Below are 17,335 nucleotides of genomic sequence, written 5' to 3'. Positions count from 1 at the left end.
GCTATTAACCAATCATCCCAGGAATGCTAGTAAATAAGTTATGCATATAATCGACAAGTAGACTTAACATCCAAGGACCAGCAACTAAAATCGCCGCTAATACAGCAAGAATTTTTGGGATAAACGATAATGTCATTTCGTTTATCTGTGTTGCAGCTTGGAGCATACTGATCACAAGACCCGTCACCAGAGCGGACAATAAAAGAGGGCCTGCTAGTGATAAAGCGATTTTCATCGCTTCAGTACCTAGTGCTAAGACGGATTCTGGTGTCATGGGGTTACCTCTGCGCTAATTGAAAAAGCTTTGTGCAAGCGAGCCTAATATTAATTGCCAACCATCGACTAAAACAAAAAGCATAAGTTTAAATGGCAATGAAACTGTGGCAGGTGGCACCATCATCATACCTAGCGCCATCAACACACTGGCAACAACTAAGTCGATAATAAGAAAAGGAATAAAAATCATAAAACCGATTTGAAAGGCGGTTTTTAGCTCACTCGTAATATAAGCGGGAACCAAAATACGCATCGGTACACTTTCGCGAGTTTCAAATGCAGGTGCGTCGGCAAGGCGAGCAAACAGAGCTAAGTCAGTTTCACGAGTTTGTTGCATCATAAACTGGCGCAAAGGTTTAGAGCCATTCTCTAAGGCTTGCTCAAAGGTAATCTGATCTTCAGTAAATGGCATATAGGCATCTTGATAAATTTTATCAAAAACGGGTGCCATAATGAAAAAGGTCATAAATAATGCCAAGCCAAGAACGACTTGGTTTGGTGGTGCAGAAGGTGTACCTAAAGCATTACGTAATAATCCAAGGACAATAATAATGCGGGTAAAACTGGTCATCATCAGCAAAACAGCAGGAATAAAACCTAAAGCTGTAATGAAGATTAATGTTTGAACTGGCAATGACCAACTTTGGCCACCACCCGGTAAAGGCTGTGTAATAACACCCGGAAATTGGGCAAACGCACTGCTAGGTAACAAGATTAAAACCAGCACACTAGCGAAGAGACGCCAACGCTTTAATGCGTTAAAAAAAGTGACACACTGATGCATTATGAGTTGCCTTTATCTCGCTTTAGCGTTTTTTGTAATATTTGAGTAAACAATGGCGATGTTGGTGATGAGGTGGCTTCCTGCGAGGCTTTATCAGGGACGGGTAATTTATGCAACAGATTTACCTGTGATGCGGTTACCCCTAATACAAGCCATTCCTGTTCAATTTCAACTACCACCACTCGTTCTTTCGCACCTAACGAACAACTTGCTTTGACGCTCAATTGTGCTGTTGTTCCTTTAAATGAACCACGGGTAAAGCCAAAACGGCGAAATAACCACATAGCAACAATAATAAGAACAATGATGCCCGCAAGTGCCGTGCTAACTTGAGCAAGGCTTTGACCTACAGGCAACGGTTGTGTAGGTGTTTGAACAGTTTGTATTGTAGCGGGTGCGGTAGTATTTACCGCACCTTGGCTGGAAAAGGAAGGAAGCTGTTCCATAGATTAACGGCTCAGACGACGCATACGTTCTGATGGTGTAATGATATCGGTAATGCGAATACCGTATTTATCAGAAACAACCACAACTTCACCTTGAGCGATTAAATAACCATTAATAAGAATATCAAGAGGCTCACCAGCTAAACCATCCAGTGAAACGACAGAACCTTGTGACAGGCTCAGTAATTTTTTAATGGTCATTTTGGTGCGGCCTAACTCTACTGTTAATTTGACTGGAATATCCATAATCAAATTGATGTCAGAGAGATGATTCAGTGCATCGTCTTCAGGTAAAAGATGTTCAAATAGATCGGAACTATTATCCTGGCTTTTCCCAGTTTGCTGTTCCATCGCATCAGCCCACATATCCTCAGCCGATTGTGAATTATCAGTTGGGCGATTTGCATCACTCATTGGTTTGTTCCTCATCCAGAGCGTTTAAAACAGGGTTAATTAGGTGTTCAACACGAAGGGCATATTGCCCATTTACTGTACCGTATTGGCTTGTTAATACGGGCACACCATCAACATGTGCAATTAATCTTTCTGGTTTATCAATCGGGATAACATCCCCTTCTTTAAGTGTTAACACTTTTGATAAACGCAGTGGGATGTCAGTAAAGTTTGCGACCAGTTCAAGCTCTGAATGCTGAACTTGGTTGACTAAACTATCTAACCAAACCCCATCTTCTTGACGAACATTTTCAATTGGTGGATTGATCAGTCGTTCACGTAATGGCTCAATCATGGCAAATGGGATACAAATACTAAATTCCCCAACCATTGAGCCAATTTCTACCTGAAAAGGTGTCGTAACGACAATGTCATTCGGTGATGAGGTGATATTGGTAAATTTCACCTGCATTTCAGAACGAACATATTCCACCTGAATTTTGAATATGGAATCCCAAGCATCACGGTAGGCATCAAGTGCCAGTTTCAACATTTTGTTGATGATCCGCTGCTCTGTGTTGGTAAATTCACGTCCTTCCACAGGGATTGGAAAACGGCCATCACCACCAAACAGGTTATCTACCGCGATATAAACCAGATTGGGTTCAAAGGTAAATAATGCTGTTCCTCGTAACGGTTTTAAATGCACCAGGTTAAGGTTCGTTGGTACAGGTAAGTTACGAGCAAAGTCGTGATAAGGGTGAATTTTAACGCCACCAACAGTAATGTCAGGACTCCGACGGAGCATGTTAAACAGCCCCATACGGAATTGACGTGCAAAGCGTTCGTTAATAATTTCTAACGACTGTAAACGTTCTCGAACCACACGACGTTGCGTGTTGGGGTCATAAGGCTGAATATCCGGTTCATTCGGATCCTTCGCTATCGCAGGTTCCCTGTTCGCGCTTTTTTTGGCGTCGTCACCTGATGTGTCATCATTCAGCAGAGCATCAATCTCTGCCTGTGAAAGGATATTATCGCTCATAATGATTATCGCAGAATAAACGTGGTAAACAGTACATCGGAGAGGATCTGTTCAGATTCTCCCGGTACGAGAGTCGGTCTCAGCGTTTCTTTTACATCCGTCATTAGCTGGAGTTTTCCATTGTCTGTCGCGAGCTTATTAGCCTGTTGACGAGAAAGCAGTAATAACAAGCGGCTACGAACCTCTGGTAAATAATCATGTAGACGCTTACGAGTGTCTTCATTATGCAATCTTAATGTGATCCCTATGTAGAGCACTCTGTCTAAGTGTTCTTCGTCATCAATTAGATTTACCGTAAAGGGTTCTAATGACATAAAAACGGGTGCTGGTATAACTTTTTGCTGACTTGTGCCCGCTGAACCTGATTTAGCATGCTTCAATGCCCACCAACTATATCCACCGAATGCCGCTGCAATAATGGCGATCACCAATAAAACGATGATCAGAATTAAGCTATAGCTTTTACGTTCATTGCTGTAATTAGACATGGACAGTTAAATTCCTGTTTTGTAGTGGATACGTGTTCACTGTTGTGGACTTCCATATCCATCTAAATCAACCTTAATTATCCCGCTATTTCTGTTTTTTAATTGCAGAAACAGATAGGGAAAAAACCATTAACTCTTACGTTTATTGACATAGTGTGTTCTCCCAATACATTTGTATTAGGCGAAAATATCAACACCACCACGAGCAGATGCTAATTCTTGAGGCGTAAGGGTTATCTTTTGTAGTGCCGTTTCAGAGGCTAATTGCAGAGAATTACCCTCGCTTCCTTGATGATTATCGGCACCATCTCCACTAAATTGAGAGGAATCTGACATATTTTGTTGTTGCCAACTGTCATTAGTGTCGCTAGACACCTGACTTTGCGTGAGCTGTATCCCATTTTCAGAGAGGGCTTGACGCAATTGATGCATGGCATTTTCTAATACAGAACGAACTTGTCCGTTTTGTGAAGCAAGGTGTAACTGCGCTTGCCCATCTTCTATTTTCATGCGGATATGCAATGAACCTAACTCTTCAGGGTGTAAACGTAGCTCTGCCTTTTGTAAGCCATTACGGCTAACCATCACAATTTGTTGATTAAGTTGCTGTTGCCACTCTTGTGTTCCTACTTGTGCATTTAATACCTGTGTTGCCATCGGTGAAAATTGCATTTGTGGCTGTGCTGATGAGTGAGCATGACCTGTAATACTTTGTGAAGCCAAAGAAGAAGAGGTAGAAAGGGTGTTGTGAAGATCGGTTTCTACAACACGATTACCTGCCACCATTTGCTGAGCAACATTGTCCGCTAATTTTGCATTTGTAACTTGCTTATCGCCGTTTAGTAATGCATTCACTTTTTCTGCTGTTGGCGTTAAAAGTGTTGCGATGCTATCTACTTTTTTGGCAGAAGGTTTTTCTGTTTGATTAGCACCGACACGTGTACTTTCTGTTGCTAATGTCGCTGTCTCTGGGCGTAGCTGGGTTAACAAGGACTTTTCATCTGATTTTGATAGATTAAGCTTGTCGGTAAGGTTGAATTCCGACATATCGTTATCTTTTGAAATAGTACGTGCTAATGAGGCTAAACCTTCATCCTGTTTAACTGATTGAGGCTGTTGTAATGTTTGAGTCAGTTGTTCTGAGGGAAGGGTAAGACGCTTTAATCCAGGTAGTCCTGCTAACTGAACAGGAAGTTCAGCGGCTAGCTCTTCTGCTGACATTAATAAAGAAGGGGTTTTATTTTCAACAATAGCCGCAAATTGTTCATTATCCGGCAAAGTAAGAGTCAATTGAGATTTCTCAAGAGATGACTCTTCTATCACATTGGGTTCTGTGGTGACAGACGCAAGATGACTACCGTCTTCTTTTGTTTTGTCTTCATCAGAGTGTGAATGTGCTTTGTTTTCTTTCGTTGAAGGGTTTGTGATATTAGCTGTCTTTTTATCACTCTGTGCATTTTGAGGTTGAGAGCCCAAAAGCTGAGCAAATGTCGGGGCATTATCACCGGGTTGACTATTTGAAGCGGATGTCGTTCCCGGAGAGGCTGCAGCGACATCCATGGTCAGAAGCGTTATCTCCATCAAGTTGTTCTCCGTAAAGTACTACGCTGTGCGTACTCGTCCATTTGTTTCTGTTCAATACGATCAAGATGTCGCTTACGGCTATCTTCAGCGCGTTGCTCCAAAGTCTCAAATGCATTGAGTCGTTGCTGTTTTTCTCTCCATTGTTCAGTTGCAAGATCAAGTTGCGCCTGCCAATGTTGAAGTTGTTGTTTATGTTGTTCGATAGTCAATTCGAGCGTTTTGAGAAATTGTTGGTAGTTTTGCCACGATGCTGACGACATCCCCCCTAAATTTAACGTTTCATTTAGACGTACACGGTATTCATCCTGATACCCAATCAACATATTGAGTTGCTGTTCCATTTGTTGATGACTCTGCCGGACCTGAGCCAGTTGAATAGCGGCTTGTTCAGCCGCTGTCTGTGCCAGTTCTCTCAGTGTCACTAAAGGTGACTGCTCCCGCATTGGAACCCTCTTTACTTTCTCTGATTATGTTCAGAATTAGTTTACTGTGATCAGCTGATTAAGTTGCTCACATGCACTTTGATAACTGCATTGCTCTTGGATATCTTGTTGTAAGAACTTCGCGAGGGACGGATAAAGTGCAATCGCTTTATCAAGCATAGGATCACTGCCCGCAGCATAAGCACCTACGTTAATTAAATCGCGGTTACGTTGATAACTCGATAGAAGCTGTTTAAACACTTGCACACGACGATAATGTGTTTTATCAATCAGTGACGTCATTGCGCGGCTAATAGACGCTTCGATATCGATAGCAGGGTAGTGCCCAGATTCTGCAAGAGAACGAGAAAGCACAATATGCCCATCTAAAATCGCACGCGCAGAGTCTGCAATTGGATCTTGCTGATCATCACCTTCCGTTAAAACAGTATAGAAAGCCGTGATAGAGCCACCACCATCAACGCCATTTCCCGCACGTTCAACCAGTGCCGGTAATTTTGCAAAGACAGAAGGTGGATAGCCTTTGGTTGCAGGAGGTTCGCCTACTGCAAGGGCAATTTCACGTTGTGCCATGCTGTAACGTGTAAGTGAATCCATAATCAGTAATACGTGTTTTCCACGATCACGAAAATCTTCGGCAATACGTGTTGCATAAGAAGCACCTTGCATACGAAGAAGTGGTGATACGTCAGCAGGTGCTGCTACAACCACAGAGCGCGCTAAGCCTTCAGTGCCGAGAATATTTTCGATAAAGTCTTTAACTTCACGTCCACGTTCACCAATTAATCCAACAACAATCACATCAGCCTGAGTAAAACGCGCCATCATGCCTAATAGCACACTCTTACCTACACCAGAGCCTGCAAAAAGCCCCATACGCTGACCACGACCCACAGTTAACAGTGAGTTGATTGCACGCACGCCCACATCCAATACATCGGTAATTGGAGTACGTTGTAGCGGGTTGATAGGCGGTGTAATTAGTGGTGCGCGATAATCGGTATCTGGTGGTGGTAAACCATCTAAAGGATAACCCGAGCCATCTAAAACACGCCCTAATAGCGCATCTCCAAGAGGCAACTGGCGACCTTCATTTTCACCACCCGGAGTGGCCTGTGCATAAACACGGGCACCCGGTGTTAATCCCTCGACTTCCTGTAAAGGCATTAACAACATTTGGCTACCGTTGAACCCAACGACTTCACTTTCAACTTCTTCAACAGTTTTACCAATGGTACGTTCTATTAAACACGTAGAGCCAAGGGGCATAACAAGCCCCTTAGCTTCCATGACTAAACCTGTTGCTCTGGTTAAACGACCATATTGACGTACACGCGGAATTTTATTTAAACGCGCTTCTGCATCACTGAGTTTTTCTAACCAACGCCCCAATCTTGCTGTCATTACAACGCCTCCGGAGCAGCAAGGCGACAAAGCTCATGCCAACGAGTTGCAATCGTGGCATCGAGATCGCCATCATTTGTCACAACACGGCATCCACCAACATGAATACTGTTATCGGCAACCACTTTCCAACCATGAGCAGAAAGTGAATCACCCAGCTCTTTTTCAATCTGTGGAATATGTTTTGGGTTAACTCTTAACTGTGGGTTGTTTGAGAACATTTGTTCCTGTTGCAACATTAAGGTAATTTGCGCCAGTAATGCAGAACCATCACAAACAGCAGGCTGACCTAAAACTTCTTTTGCCGCTGTGAGGGCGATTTGCATTAAACGTGAAGCAATAACACTGTCTAACCCATTTAAAGAGTGCCTAAACTCAGCCAACAATCCTTGCCATTCATTAATTAATGGTGATTGTTGGGCAATGCCTTGGCGAATACCTTCTTCAATACCTGATTGTAATCCAGCCTGATAGCCTTCCTGATAACCCTGGTTTTTCCCTGCCTCAAAGCCCTCAGCGTGGCCCAATTTCTGGGCCTTGTCTTTCATGTCATCAAGCATATTAATTTGCTCAAGGACTTTCTGTTGCTGAACGACTTCTTTTTCCTGTTTTTCGACTTCCTTTTCGTCTTCTGTCGTTTCCTCGACCGTTAATGCCCAATCAGTGAGTTCTTTTGGAACCCAAGGCTTCCAGTTAGTATCAGTATGTTTATCAGACATAGGTATCGTCTCCTCCATGAAGAACAACTTCTCCAGTCTCTGCTAATTTGCGTACCACAAGCAGAATTGCTTTCTGCTCTGCTTCCACTTGAGACATACGGACAGGGCCACGAGAACTCAAGTCATCACGCATGATCTCAGCAGCACGTTGCGACATATTGTTGAGGAAGTGATCGCGTAGCTCTTGATCGCATCCTTTCAATGCCACAACCAAGGAGTCGGATTCCACTTCCTGTAGAATGCGCTGGATAGAGCGGTTGTCGATATCGATAAGGTTTTCGAACAGGAACATTTCGTCGATAATTTTTTGTGCCAATTCGCCGTCGTAATCGCGAACCGCAGTAATGACATTCTCTTCTTGCTGGCTCTTCATCAAGTTGATGATTTCAGCAGCAGTACGAACACCACCCATTTTACTGCGTTTGAGGTTTTGGCCATCAAGCAGGTTATTCAGTACTTCAGTTAACTCTGCTAATGCTGACGGCTGAACACCACCAAATGTTGCGATACGTAACATCACGTCATTACGTAATTTCTCATCAAACAGGGCAAGAATATCTGCCGCTTGACCCCGTTTGAGGTGAACCAAGATAGTTGCAATAATCTGCGGATGTTCGTCGCGGATAATATCGGCAGCCATTTGTGGTTCCATAAAGTTAAGTGTCTCGATACCCGTTGTTGTTTCACGAGTTTCAGAGATCTCATCTAATAGATTATTCGCACGTTCTTCACCCAAGGCTTTAACCAGAACAGAGCGTAAATAATCGTTCGCATTGACGTTCAATGCTGCGTATTGAACTGCGTCTTCTTCAAAGCTTGCCATAACATCAATCAATTGCTGATTTGAGATATGACGCATTGATGACATTGCAATACTCAGCTGTTGAACTTCGCGTGTACTTAGATGTTTAAATACTTCTGCCGCACGGTCTTCACCGAGTGTTAGTAACATAACGGCGCTTTTTTCGGTTCCAGTTAAGTTATTACTCATTGCTCTTTACTCATCCATTGACGAATTACCATTGCGACGACACGAGGATCTTTCTCTGCCATTTCACGGATACGTTGGCTCTGCAATTCGGCACTCACACGTTTACGTGCTTGTTTACGTCTTGCTTCGTCATCTAATTCTGCTTCATCAACATCATCTTTAACTTGTAGCTTGGTTTTCAGTACAGCTTTCTGTGCAGCAACTTCGGCTTCACGGCGTTTTTCAAGCTGTGGTTTCACCAGTTTGCGCCATAAGATCCATGCGATGATGACAAGTAATAACCAGCGACCTAAATCTAATGCTTTCGCCAGAATTTCTGGATTTTCCCATACAGGAACGGTGATCACTTTCTCTTCAATATCGTTGAACTGCGAGTTCACGACACTTAACGAGTCACCACGTTCTTGGGAATAGCCCATCGCTTCACGAACAAGCCCTTCAATTTGCTGAATTTGTTCATCAGTGAGCGGAACAAGTTTAGTTTCAACAATAGGCTCTTCGCCTTCAGCTGCTTCTTTCTTATCTTCAACTGTTTTGTAGTTCACAATAACAGCGACAGAAAGACGCTCAACATTACCTACTGGACGTTTGATATGGCGAATTCGGCGATCAACTTCATAGTTGGTCGTTTCATCTAAACGGCTATTGCTGTTTGGATTACGCGTTAATGTGCGATTCGTACCCGTACCCGTTGCATTGGCGTCATCTGTTTTCTCACCTTCTTGCGCTTTTGGTGCTTCAATAGGCGCTTGGGGGGGAGCAACAGGCTGATTAGATAATGCACCAGGAACACCGCCAGCTAACATGCCACCATTTTGCTCACTTTGGCTCAACTGTTTTGAACGTACAGCGGCTTGGTTTGGTGGCTGGTTTGGTTTGTACTCTTCCGCTGTTTCTTCGGTATGAGAGAAATCAACTTGAGCCGTCACCTGTGCATGAACGTTTCCACGACCTACAATCGGGCTTAATAACGTTTCAATGCGTTGTTGGTAACGATTTTCTAGCTCTTGAACATATTTCAGTTGGGTAGAGTTAAGGTCACGACCCATTGCATCAGGTTGTGTCAATAATTTACCGCTTTGATCAACGATAGTCACACTGCTGTCAGGCATGCCCGCAACACTGCTCGCAACGATATGCACGATGGCATTAATTTGACCTTCATCCAGCGCTCTACCCTGTAAAAGACCCACCGTAACGGATGCAGAAGGGGATTTCTGTTCACGAACAAAAAGAGATGGCTTTGGTAGTGCTAAATGAACACGAGCATTTTGTACAGGACCTAATGTCTCGATAGTGCGAGCAAGCTCACCTTCAAGTGCACGTTGATAGTTAATTTGTTCACTAAATTGGCTGATCCCGAACTTTTCTTTATCTAACAGTTCAAAACCGGCAGCACCGCCTTTTGGAAGTCCCGCTTGCGCGAGTTTCAGGCGTAATTCATGAACCTGATTGTCAGGCACCATAATCGCCGTGCCATTTTGTGACAAGCGATAAGGTACATTCATCTGTGTTAACTGTGTGACAATTTCGCCACCGTCTTTATCGCTAAGATTACTATAAAGCACTTTATAATCAGGGCTTTGTAACCATAAAAATGCAGCAACAAAAATGGCAATAGCCGCCGAACCCGCAATAATGAGCGGAATTTTCGGATCGGCTTTTATCCGGTTAATAATGGCGTTAAAACCCTTATTCTGGTTCACAACGTCGGTTTTTTCGGCATTCATAGACAATCCTTGCCTTGTAGTTCGGGATGAATACTAAAAGCGTGGCGTAACAAAACAGACTCCCCTTACGCAAATAAATAAACCTACTCTCAGGTGTCTCATTATTGGCCTTTTGCGTTTCATTTAATGGCGTAATTAGCCCTTAACTTTTGCGTTAATTACTCGCTTTGGAATGAAGCCCCTGTGTTAGGGTATAACTCGGTAAGCGTGTTGGTTCACTTCCTTACTATGACATTGATTCAGTAATTGAATTAGATGATTAACGCAGAGGTTTATATGTCAATTCCAGCTATTGAAAGTGTTCTGGATAAAATGCAAATCCAGACTTTGCAAGCATCCAATATTGCGAAACCCCAGCCAGTACAAGCAGGGTTTGCAACTCAGCTTGTTCAAGCCGTGGGTAAAATTAATGAAACTCGAATGAATGCAACCAACAAAGTTCAAGCGTTTACCTTAGGCACACCCGGTGTTGAATTAAACGATGTAATGGTGGATATGCAAAAATCCAGTATCTCATTACAAATGGGCGTACAAGTACGTAATAAGCTGGTCGCTGCTTATCAAGAAATCATGAGCATGCAGGTGTAGTGCCTTATCATTTGATAAAGGTGACTTTTCTTTTATATAGCTATAAAGAAGCACCTAATCAAAACAGAATGGGGCATCTTGCTCAATATCATTTGAATGGATGATATAAGCTTTTGCATGTAATTAAACATGCGAATACTTATACAATTGTCTGTTATTTATGGTGATGAGTGCCCCGATTTGTGCACAAAAGATAAACACATCATTTTATTGATGTGCGTTTTTGCACATCTATATCAAAGCAGATATTTATTAGTACCTCAAAAAGTGGAACCTTAAATAAAAAATCTATTTTTATAATTAAGTATCTGATTTGTAATTATTTCCTCATCGCTATTAGGCTGATAGTTGCTTCTATAAAAATGATAATTACTAGAATCACTAAGGATATATAAATTATCGTTTTTGATAAGTGCTGATTTAATCTTAATTATATTTCCACTTTTGTTACTATCAATTTTTGTATATGAAGAACAAGCATTAAGAAATAAAACCATCAATAATATTTTAAAAAATATTTTCATTGAAACCTCCATGTTAAATGATTTTTTAAATCTTATTAGAGAATTATAGTGAATAATACTTAAAGTATAGTCGGGGATGAATAAAGTTGAATTTTATAAAGTTCTTCCATCGGATTTTTTCTCGCTTTTTTCTATCTTATTTTTTCTTTATTTGACTACTTGTGAATATATTATGTGTTATTTTCTTTTATCTCTTTGATTCTATTGTTGTTATTTTATTTTCTGAAATTTAGTATAAAGGTTGTTATTTAGTAATTAAACTGTATATTTAAACAGTGTTTTGAGGGTGTTAAATAATGGAAATGTAAATAAGGATATTACTATGACAACTGTAACTACAAATAAAACACTCGTTTTAAGTGGCGAAAATAAAAATGCCATTTTAACGTTAGATGAGCAAATCGTTAATTGTATTGGTGAAGATGCCCAAATTATTCATACCGGCAAAAAAGCTAAGATTTATGATAATGAAGGCACTGAATATGACGAAGATAAAGGTACTATCAAACACGGAAAAAATTCACTTTTTATTACTACTGGTGAAGAAAGTTTTATTGAAGCGTCTAGTAAATCAGTGGCTTTTGCATCAGGTAAAAAAGCAAAAATATCGCATTCTTTTGAACAAGACGAAAGTAATGAAGATACAGAACTTAATCTTGTGAAAAATGCAACCGCTATTACAACAGGTGATGAGGCTATTATTTTTTGCTATGCATCTGACTCAGTCGCAATATCAACAGGCAACGATGTTTGGATACAAGATCTTACTGAAGGAAGTATTGGTATAGCAACTGGAAATAACACTAATGTTGTCTCCGAGGGAAACTTTAAAGCAGCAGCAATTTTTGGTGATCACTCTGGAATTAGTGGATTCGATGCAAGTTGTTCCGCTTTTGTTGGTGGTAAAAATTGTTCTGCTAATATTGGCCATAATGGATTGTTGCTATCTGAATTTCCTTTAGAAGCATTAAATGCGGGTACTAATTCAGTCATTGTGGTGGGTTGGCATGATGGTGAGCGTAAACGTTTTTCGACATATTACCAAGGAACGGATTTTGAAGGTGATATTGAATGGATCACCAAAGATCCTGAAACAGGAAAGAAAACAAAGCACTATAGAAGTAACATCTATAAAACAACAGAGTTGGGTGAATTAATTTTGCTGGAAACAAATGAAAGTGAACAAGATATTTCTTGGCAGAAAGACTAATGTTTGTTTAAAGAAAATTTAAAATATTTTAAAGCTCAATAATATTATTGGGCTTTTTCTAATGACCGTATTTAATCGTAATTTAAACCGCAAAAAATAAAATCAGCTCACATACAAATATGAATAGATATGATAGTAGTAAGGTTTTTGTAAATTGATGAAAAAATAATGGGATTACTGGTTAAAGCACTGATAGGTGCGTTTGTGGTGATATTAATCGCCGTTTTATCGAAATCTCGCCATTACTATATTGCGGGATTGGTTCCGCTATTTCCCACTTTTGCGCTTATTGCACACTATATTGTGGGCTCTGAACGTTCTATTGAAGCGTTGCGTACCACCATTATTTTTAGTCTATGGGCTGTTATTCCTTATATGATTTATCTGGTTTCACTCTATGTGATGATCAACTATGTAAAATTATTTACGGCACTGGCTACGGCGGTGATCTGCTGGGTTATTGCTGCTTGGTTACTTATTCAGTTATGGAACAAATTTCATGGATAGAGCCTTTGCTCTTTCCTATTTATTGTCATGTTGAAAAATAAAAATAGAGAGAATATGAGAAAATCACTGCAACAAAAAATAATTCAAATATGTAATGACAAAATTTCAGCTAAAGGAGAGGGCGTGGGGTTATCTTTTTATGCTTTTTTTGCAAATAAAAATGACAACCCTGAATTATTAATGGAAGCCGCAACATGGTGGATTATGACACATAAATTGGATCACTTTGAAAAAGCAGTAAAAATAAAGAAAATGATCCAATCAGAAATAGATTACGATGCTTAAAATTTCCTCTATTGCTTTAATCTTTTTATAAAACGATTTTATTAAACTAAAAATTATTGATTATTATCACATTAAAGCAGGCCATAAACCGCTATGGTAATTACATGATTAATAACGTAAACGGTGATGATATGGAATATTGGTTTATTGCGTATAAAGTGCGTTCCAGAAATGGTGATACCTACGCCGGACATAAAATTGTAGAAACAGAAAGTGGGATCACACCCCATATTGCGTTAGAAAAAGCATGTCAGGAAGTTGCTGAAGGAGCACAAGCTGATATTCCTGCGGTGAGAGTAGTTGCTTTTAATCGTTTATAAGACATTCTACCTAATAGAAAATCCTGCATTTATTAATGTGGGATTTTTTTTATTTTAAATTCAAAAATTGGTTATTTAATACACTATATTTATAAGCTAATTTACTAATAGAAATAATAAAAAAATAAAGAATTTATTTATATTATTTAATTACATTGATCTTATAGAGTTTTTTCATTTCTTTTACTTAAATAAAATTCAATTATGTGATCTCAGCTCTACTAATTCACTTTTAATAATTGAATAAAAAAAGGCTTATGGTTAATGTGCTGGTGGGCTAAGGAATAGCTCAGTACAAGGAAATAAAAATCATCATTGTGATTTTTAAGTTATTAATAAAAGGAAATTTAAACTATGACAGTATTAACCGTTTATTTATGTGGTACCGGATCTAACTCATTTGATAATAATAATCCGACCTTCTGGCAAGGCGAATTAGTCTCCACTTTAGCGCAAAATAACCAAGGACGAGAGTTTGCACAGTGGTTTATTGTTGATGGCCCAGGTAGTGGCAATCTGCAAGAAGATGATTTATGGGTTGAAAGCCCTAATTACTCTGATATTAAAGGTTCGCTATTTGGTAGTGGTTGGGAAGAAAATGTTAATCACGCACTTTGCTTAATGAAAGGTAACTTTGATTGGCAACGTGAAAAATTGACAGAAGAGCAGTATAACCAACTGAAAAAAGCGGGCATCCCTATCGAAGATGTCAAAGTTACAGGCTCTTTTTTATGGCGTAAATATGACTATGGCGACCGCCATGTCACTCAACAACAACTTCAGCAGCAAATTATTCGTATCTTCCGTAAAGATGGCATTATTCCAACACAAGTTAACCTCGTGGGCTGGAGCCGTGGTGGTATTACTTGCCATATGCTAGCGAATGCAATGTTGGCAGACTCTCAATTAAAAGATATTCCTGTGAATATTTTTGCAATTGATCCTGTTCCAGGTCCACTGAATTTCCAACCAGAAAAAGTAACGCTTGGTAAAAACGTCAAAGAATATGTCGGATTTTATGCAAAAGATGAGCGCTCTAAAGGATTTACTTGTGTGATCCCAACTGTCGCAGCTGATACTAAAATGCATATTTTTCCTATTTCCGGACGTCATGCCACATTAGTTGGCAATGCTTCTATTGATGGTAGTGAAGGTGAAAATAAATTATATGCGCCGGGTTTAGTGGTTCGCCATTTTGCAGAAGTTTGTTTAACTCGCTGGGGCTGTGATTTAGCCAATAAATTAGCTTTAACGGATACACAAATTACGGGCTATCACACCGATATTGCTAATGATGCAGATAAATATACCGCAATGCGTCGTAAAACCTATTCTATCTATGAAAGCACAGGTAAAGATGAACGCAAAGTTTCATTAGGTAAAGAGGGTAAAGCATTCTCTGAGATCGTTGGGGTACAATATAATCCATCAGCCGGTTTAACCGCGGATTATTTATCAAATCAGCAACTCTATGATGTGATTAAATAAATTTTTATTTATCAGATTATTATGAGCTAATAAGACGCCCACAGTAAAGTGGGCGATTTCTATTTCAACCACTATCACATTATTTATCACAGTTTCTTACTAGGAAAATGATTGTTGATTTAATATACTTCCTTTCGAGAGCTAACAGAATTTTATTAGACATAGACAGACTGTAGGAGGTTTCTATGCCTGAGTTTACTGTTAGAGTTGAGTTATCTGATCCTGAAAATGCAGATTATGTGTTATTAACACAAAAGATGGTAAAAGAAGGATTTAAAAAAGAGATTGATGGTTTGAAAGGTAAATATGTTCTGCCTCTTGCAGAGTTTAATTACCATACTGAAACTAAAGATCACAAAGAAGTTATCGAGTTGGCTTTTTCGATTGCAGAAAAAATAACCTTAAATCCAGCCATTTTAGTGACTGAAGTAAAAAATAGAGCATGGAAAGGGTTAGAACGACTTTAAGATTATCTTTAAATCTATAAGAGATGTCATCAAGGCTCGTGGGGAGTCTGAATGTATTTAGGTTAACGGCTTTATTGCCTATTTTTCTGTATTAAGTCTCTATTCTTCTACGTTTTTATTATAAAAACGTACTATCAACATCACTATTTCACTCTTTATATTAAACAAAGCGATGAAACAAAGTTTGCGTCGATGATATTGCATTATCATTGATTGTTTTTTATTACTTTTTATTACGTTAAACCGCGGGATAAAGCACATGAATTGGATTTTAAAATCATTTTCACAACTCACCACCGATGAGCTTTACGCTATTTTGGCATTAAGAAATCAGGTTTTTATTTGTGAGCAGCAATGTGCTTATCAAGATCTGGATGGGGTAGATCAAAATACATTACACTTGTTTGCCAAAGAGGAAGATGGCCAGCAACTTATTGCTTATGCACGCCTATTGCCTCAAGGGATCGCATTTAAAGAAGCCTCTATAGGGCGGGTGATTGTTGCTCAAAATCAGCGAGGAAGTGGTATTGCGCATCAATTAATAAAAGAGGCGATTGCAACTACATGCCGTCAATTTAACACCCATACAATAAAAATAATGGCACAGGCTTATTTAGTCTCATTTTATCAATCGCATGGTTTTGTTATCGATTCAGAAATTTATCTTGAAGATAACATTCCGCATATTGATATGGTTTTAGTGCAATCAATATAATCTGTGTAATCAAAAAAGCAAAAAATAAAAATATAAAAGGGCAAACGTTGATTTTTACGTTACCGATAACAAGTTAAGTTGAATAATAAGATTGACTTTTTCTAAGTAAAGACGCCATTAGCTAATAAAACCGCTTTTGGCGCAGAGGAGAGTTATTTAAGATTGAGATCAGGATAATAACTATGTTCTGTAAACTGACCATAGCTATTTTGTACCCTCTGCTCTTGTTCAGTCTGTCTTATTAATATGCCAAGCTCATCTAAACGAGCCCGTAATAAATTTCGCGTCTCATTTTCGTTTTCTAAGATTTTCTTTAGCATATCCGTGAGGCGTTGTTGTAGTCTCAGCTCACCGTCAGCCGGTTTTATCATCTTAGTGATACTTTCAACGCTTTTTAAATAATCCATTTCCATTTCTATCAGCTTGTCCCATTGCTGATCTTTGGCAAGCGTTAACATTTGCTCACTTGATTTTAAAACATGCTCGTAAGCCGCCATAATATCCATATTGTTGTCCACTCTAATTTAATAAGAATTAATCTGTGTGCCGATTTGTTGCCAAGCATCAGAAATTTCAGTTAAGAGCTTGATGACTTCATGAATTTTTTCTGGGTTATTTTTTAAGTTAGCATCGAGTAGCTGATTAACCATATAGTCATAAAGGAGCTCCAGATTCTCTGCAAGCTCGCCCCCTTTCTCTTTATCCAGACCTTGTTTTAATCCGTTACCAATAATATTAATGGCTTTAGAAATATTTTCGCCTTTACCGGCGATATTTCCTTGTTCCATTAATATTAATGCACGGCGAAGGGCGCTAAGCGCCCCATTAAATAGGATCTGGATCAGCTGGTAAGGCGTGGCATTTAAAATCTCGCTTTCAACGTCGATTTGAGCGTACATTTTACTGGCTGATTGTTGATACATAGTGT

At 39.6% G+C, this 17,335-nt stretch carries 22 protein-coding genes; 8 read left to right on the top strand and 14 right to left on the bottom strand.

Annotation, left to right across the window (positions count from 1 at the left end; genetic code table 11):
• Positions 1-4: 4 nt before the first annotated feature.
• From fliQ to fliF, 12 genes are all read right to left on the bottom strand, one after another.
• Complete coding sequence (gene fliQ, locus C0T34_RS02780; protein WP_098942427.1) at positions 5-274, bottom strand: flagellar biosynthesis protein FliQ; 270 nt, start codon at positions 272-274, stop codon at positions 5-7.
• A 15-nt stretch (positions 275-289) separates the two neighbouring features.
• Complete coding sequence (gene fliP / locus C0T34_RS02775; RefSeq protein WP_023581828.1) at positions 290-1,060, bottom strand: flagellar type III secretion system pore protein FliP; 771 nt, start codon at positions 1,058-1,060, stop codon at positions 290-292.
• Positions 1,060-1,506 (bottom strand): flagellar biosynthetic protein FliO, encoded by a 447-nt coding sequence (gene fliO, locus C0T34_RS02770; protein ID WP_098942428.1) that lies wholly within the window; start codon positions 1,504-1,506, stop codon positions 1,060-1,062. The genes fliP and fliO overlap by 1 nt, the downstream gene beginning before the upstream one ends.
• Positions 1,507-1,509: 3 nt before the next feature.
• Positions 1,510-1,920 carry a flagellar motor switch protein FliN gene (gene fliN, locus C0T34_RS02765; protein WP_023581830.1) on the bottom strand — a complete coding sequence of 137 codons (411 nt, stop codon included), beginning with the start codon at positions 1,918-1,920 and terminating at the stop codon, positions 1,510-1,512.
• A complete protein-coding gene (gene fliM, locus C0T34_RS02760) occupies positions 1,913-2,944 on the bottom strand; it encodes a flagellar motor switch protein FliM (protein WP_023581831.1) in 1,032 nt (343 codons plus the stop codon). Before fliM ends, fliN begins: the two co-directional genes overlap by 8 nt.
• 5 nt (positions 2,945-2,949) lie before the next feature.
• Positions 2,950-3,432: a flagellar basal body-associated protein FliL gene (fliL, locus tag C0T34_RS02755; RefSeq protein WP_006533151.1), complete on the bottom strand. Its 483-nt coding sequence runs from the start codon at positions 3,430-3,432 to the stop codon at positions 2,950-2,952.
• 177 nt (positions 3,433-3,609) lie between these two features.
• The gene (locus C0T34_RS02750) at positions 3,610-5,013 is read right to left on the bottom strand and encodes a flagellar hook-length control protein FliK (protein WP_109849669.1); all 1,404 of its coding nucleotides are present in this window, start codon (positions 5,011-5,013) and stop codon (positions 3,610-3,612) included.
• Positions 5,013-5,459, bottom strand: coding sequence for a flagellar export protein FliJ (gene fliJ, locus C0T34_RS02745; protein WP_006533149.1), 447 nt, complete (start codon positions 5,457-5,459; stop codon positions 5,013-5,015). Before fliJ ends, C0T34_RS02750 begins: the two co-directional genes overlap by 1 nt.
• A gap of 36 nt (positions 5,460-5,495) precedes the next feature.
• Complete coding sequence (gene fliI, locus C0T34_RS02740) at positions 5,496-6,863, bottom strand: flagellar protein export ATPase FliI (RefSeq protein ID WP_075673020.1); 1,368 nt, start codon at positions 6,861-6,863, stop codon at positions 5,496-5,498.
• On the bottom strand, positions 6,863-7,582 hold the full coding sequence (fliH, locus tag C0T34_RS02735) for a flagellar assembly protein FliH (protein ID WP_023581834.1): 720 nt from the start codon (positions 7,580-7,582) through the stop codon (positions 6,863-6,865). The genes fliI and fliH overlap by 1 nt, the downstream gene beginning before the upstream one ends.
• A complete protein-coding gene (fliG, locus tag C0T34_RS02730) occupies positions 7,575-8,573 on the bottom strand; it encodes a flagellar motor switch protein FliG (RefSeq protein ID WP_023581835.1) in 999 nt (332 codons plus the stop codon). Before fliG ends, fliH begins: the two co-directional genes overlap by 8 nt.
• Positions 8,570-10,303 (bottom strand): flagellar basal-body MS-ring/collar protein FliF, encoded by a 1,734-nt coding sequence (gene fliF / locus C0T34_RS02725; protein WP_109849668.1) that lies wholly within the window; start codon positions 10,301-10,303, stop codon positions 8,570-8,572. The genes fliG and fliF overlap by 4 nt, the downstream gene beginning before the upstream one ends.
• A gap of 276 nt (positions 10,304-10,579) precedes the next feature.
• Between fliF and fliE the strand changes: the two genes are divergently transcribed.
• From fliE to C0T34_RS02680, 8 genes are all read left to right on the top strand, one after another.
• Positions 10,580-10,891, top strand: coding sequence for a flagellar hook-basal body complex protein FliE (gene fliE / locus C0T34_RS02720; RefSeq protein WP_072068509.1), 312 nt, complete (start codon positions 10,580-10,582; stop codon positions 10,889-10,891).
• 846 nt (positions 10,892-11,737) lie between these two features.
• Positions 11,738-12,625, top strand: a complete 888-nt coding sequence (locus C0T34_RS02710) for a hypothetical protein (protein ID WP_109849667.1) — start codon at positions 11,738-11,740, stop codon at positions 12,623-12,625.
• Between the two features lie 168 nt (positions 12,626-12,793).
• Positions 12,794-13,132 (top strand): GlpM family protein, encoded by a 339-nt coding sequence (locus tag C0T34_RS02705; RefSeq protein WP_192940867.1) that lies wholly within the window; start codon positions 12,794-12,796, stop codon positions 13,130-13,132.
• Positions 13,133-13,186: 54 nt separating this feature from the next.
• The gene (locus C0T34_RS02700) at positions 13,187-13,417 is read left to right on the top strand and encodes a DUF6500 family protein (RefSeq protein ID WP_098942444.1); all 231 of its coding nucleotides are present in this window, start codon (positions 13,187-13,189) and stop codon (positions 13,415-13,417) included.
• Positions 13,418-13,521: 104 nt separating this feature from the next.
• Positions 13,522-13,737: a hypothetical protein gene (locus tag C0T34_RS02695; RefSeq protein ID WP_023581839.1), complete on the top strand. Its 216-nt coding sequence runs from the start codon at positions 13,522-13,524 to the stop codon at positions 13,735-13,737.
• 354 nt (positions 13,738-14,091) lie between these two features.
• Entirely contained in the window at positions 14,092-15,225 is a 1,134-nt protein-coding gene (locus C0T34_RS02690) for a hypothetical protein (RefSeq protein WP_109849666.1), read from the top strand.
• Positions 15,226-15,410: 185 nt separating this feature from the next.
• A complete protein-coding gene (locus tag C0T34_RS02685; protein ID WP_075673016.1) occupies positions 15,411-15,692 on the top strand; it encodes a hypothetical protein in 282 nt (93 codons plus the stop codon).
• Positions 15,693-15,951: 259 nt separating this feature from the next.
• On the top strand, positions 15,952-16,407 hold the full coding sequence (locus C0T34_RS02680; protein ID WP_098942446.1) for a GNAT family N-acetyltransferase: 456 nt from the start codon (positions 15,952-15,954) through the stop codon (positions 16,405-16,407).
• 152 nt (positions 16,408-16,559) lie between these two features.
• Here C0T34_RS02680 and fliT read toward each other — a convergent pair whose 3' ends face one another.
• Both fliT and fliS read right to left on the bottom strand, forming a co-directional pair.
• Positions 16,560-16,913, bottom strand: a complete 354-nt coding sequence (gene fliT / locus C0T34_RS02675; RefSeq protein ID WP_023581843.1) for a flagellar protein FliT — start codon at positions 16,911-16,913, stop codon at positions 16,560-16,562.
• An 18-nt stretch (positions 16,914-16,931) separates the two neighbouring features.
• Entirely contained in the window at positions 16,932-17,330 is a 399-nt protein-coding gene (gene fliS, locus C0T34_RS02670) for a flagellar export chaperone FliS (RefSeq protein ID WP_023581844.1), read from the bottom strand.
• Positions 17,331-17,335 lie beyond the last annotated feature (5 nt).

Source organism: Proteus sp. CA142267 (assembly GCF_003336825.1).
Classification (GTDB): domain Bacteria; phylum Pseudomonadota; class Gammaproteobacteria; order Enterobacterales; family Enterobacteriaceae; genus Proteus; species Proteus terrae.
This window is presented reverse-complemented; position numbering and strand designations above follow the sequence as displayed.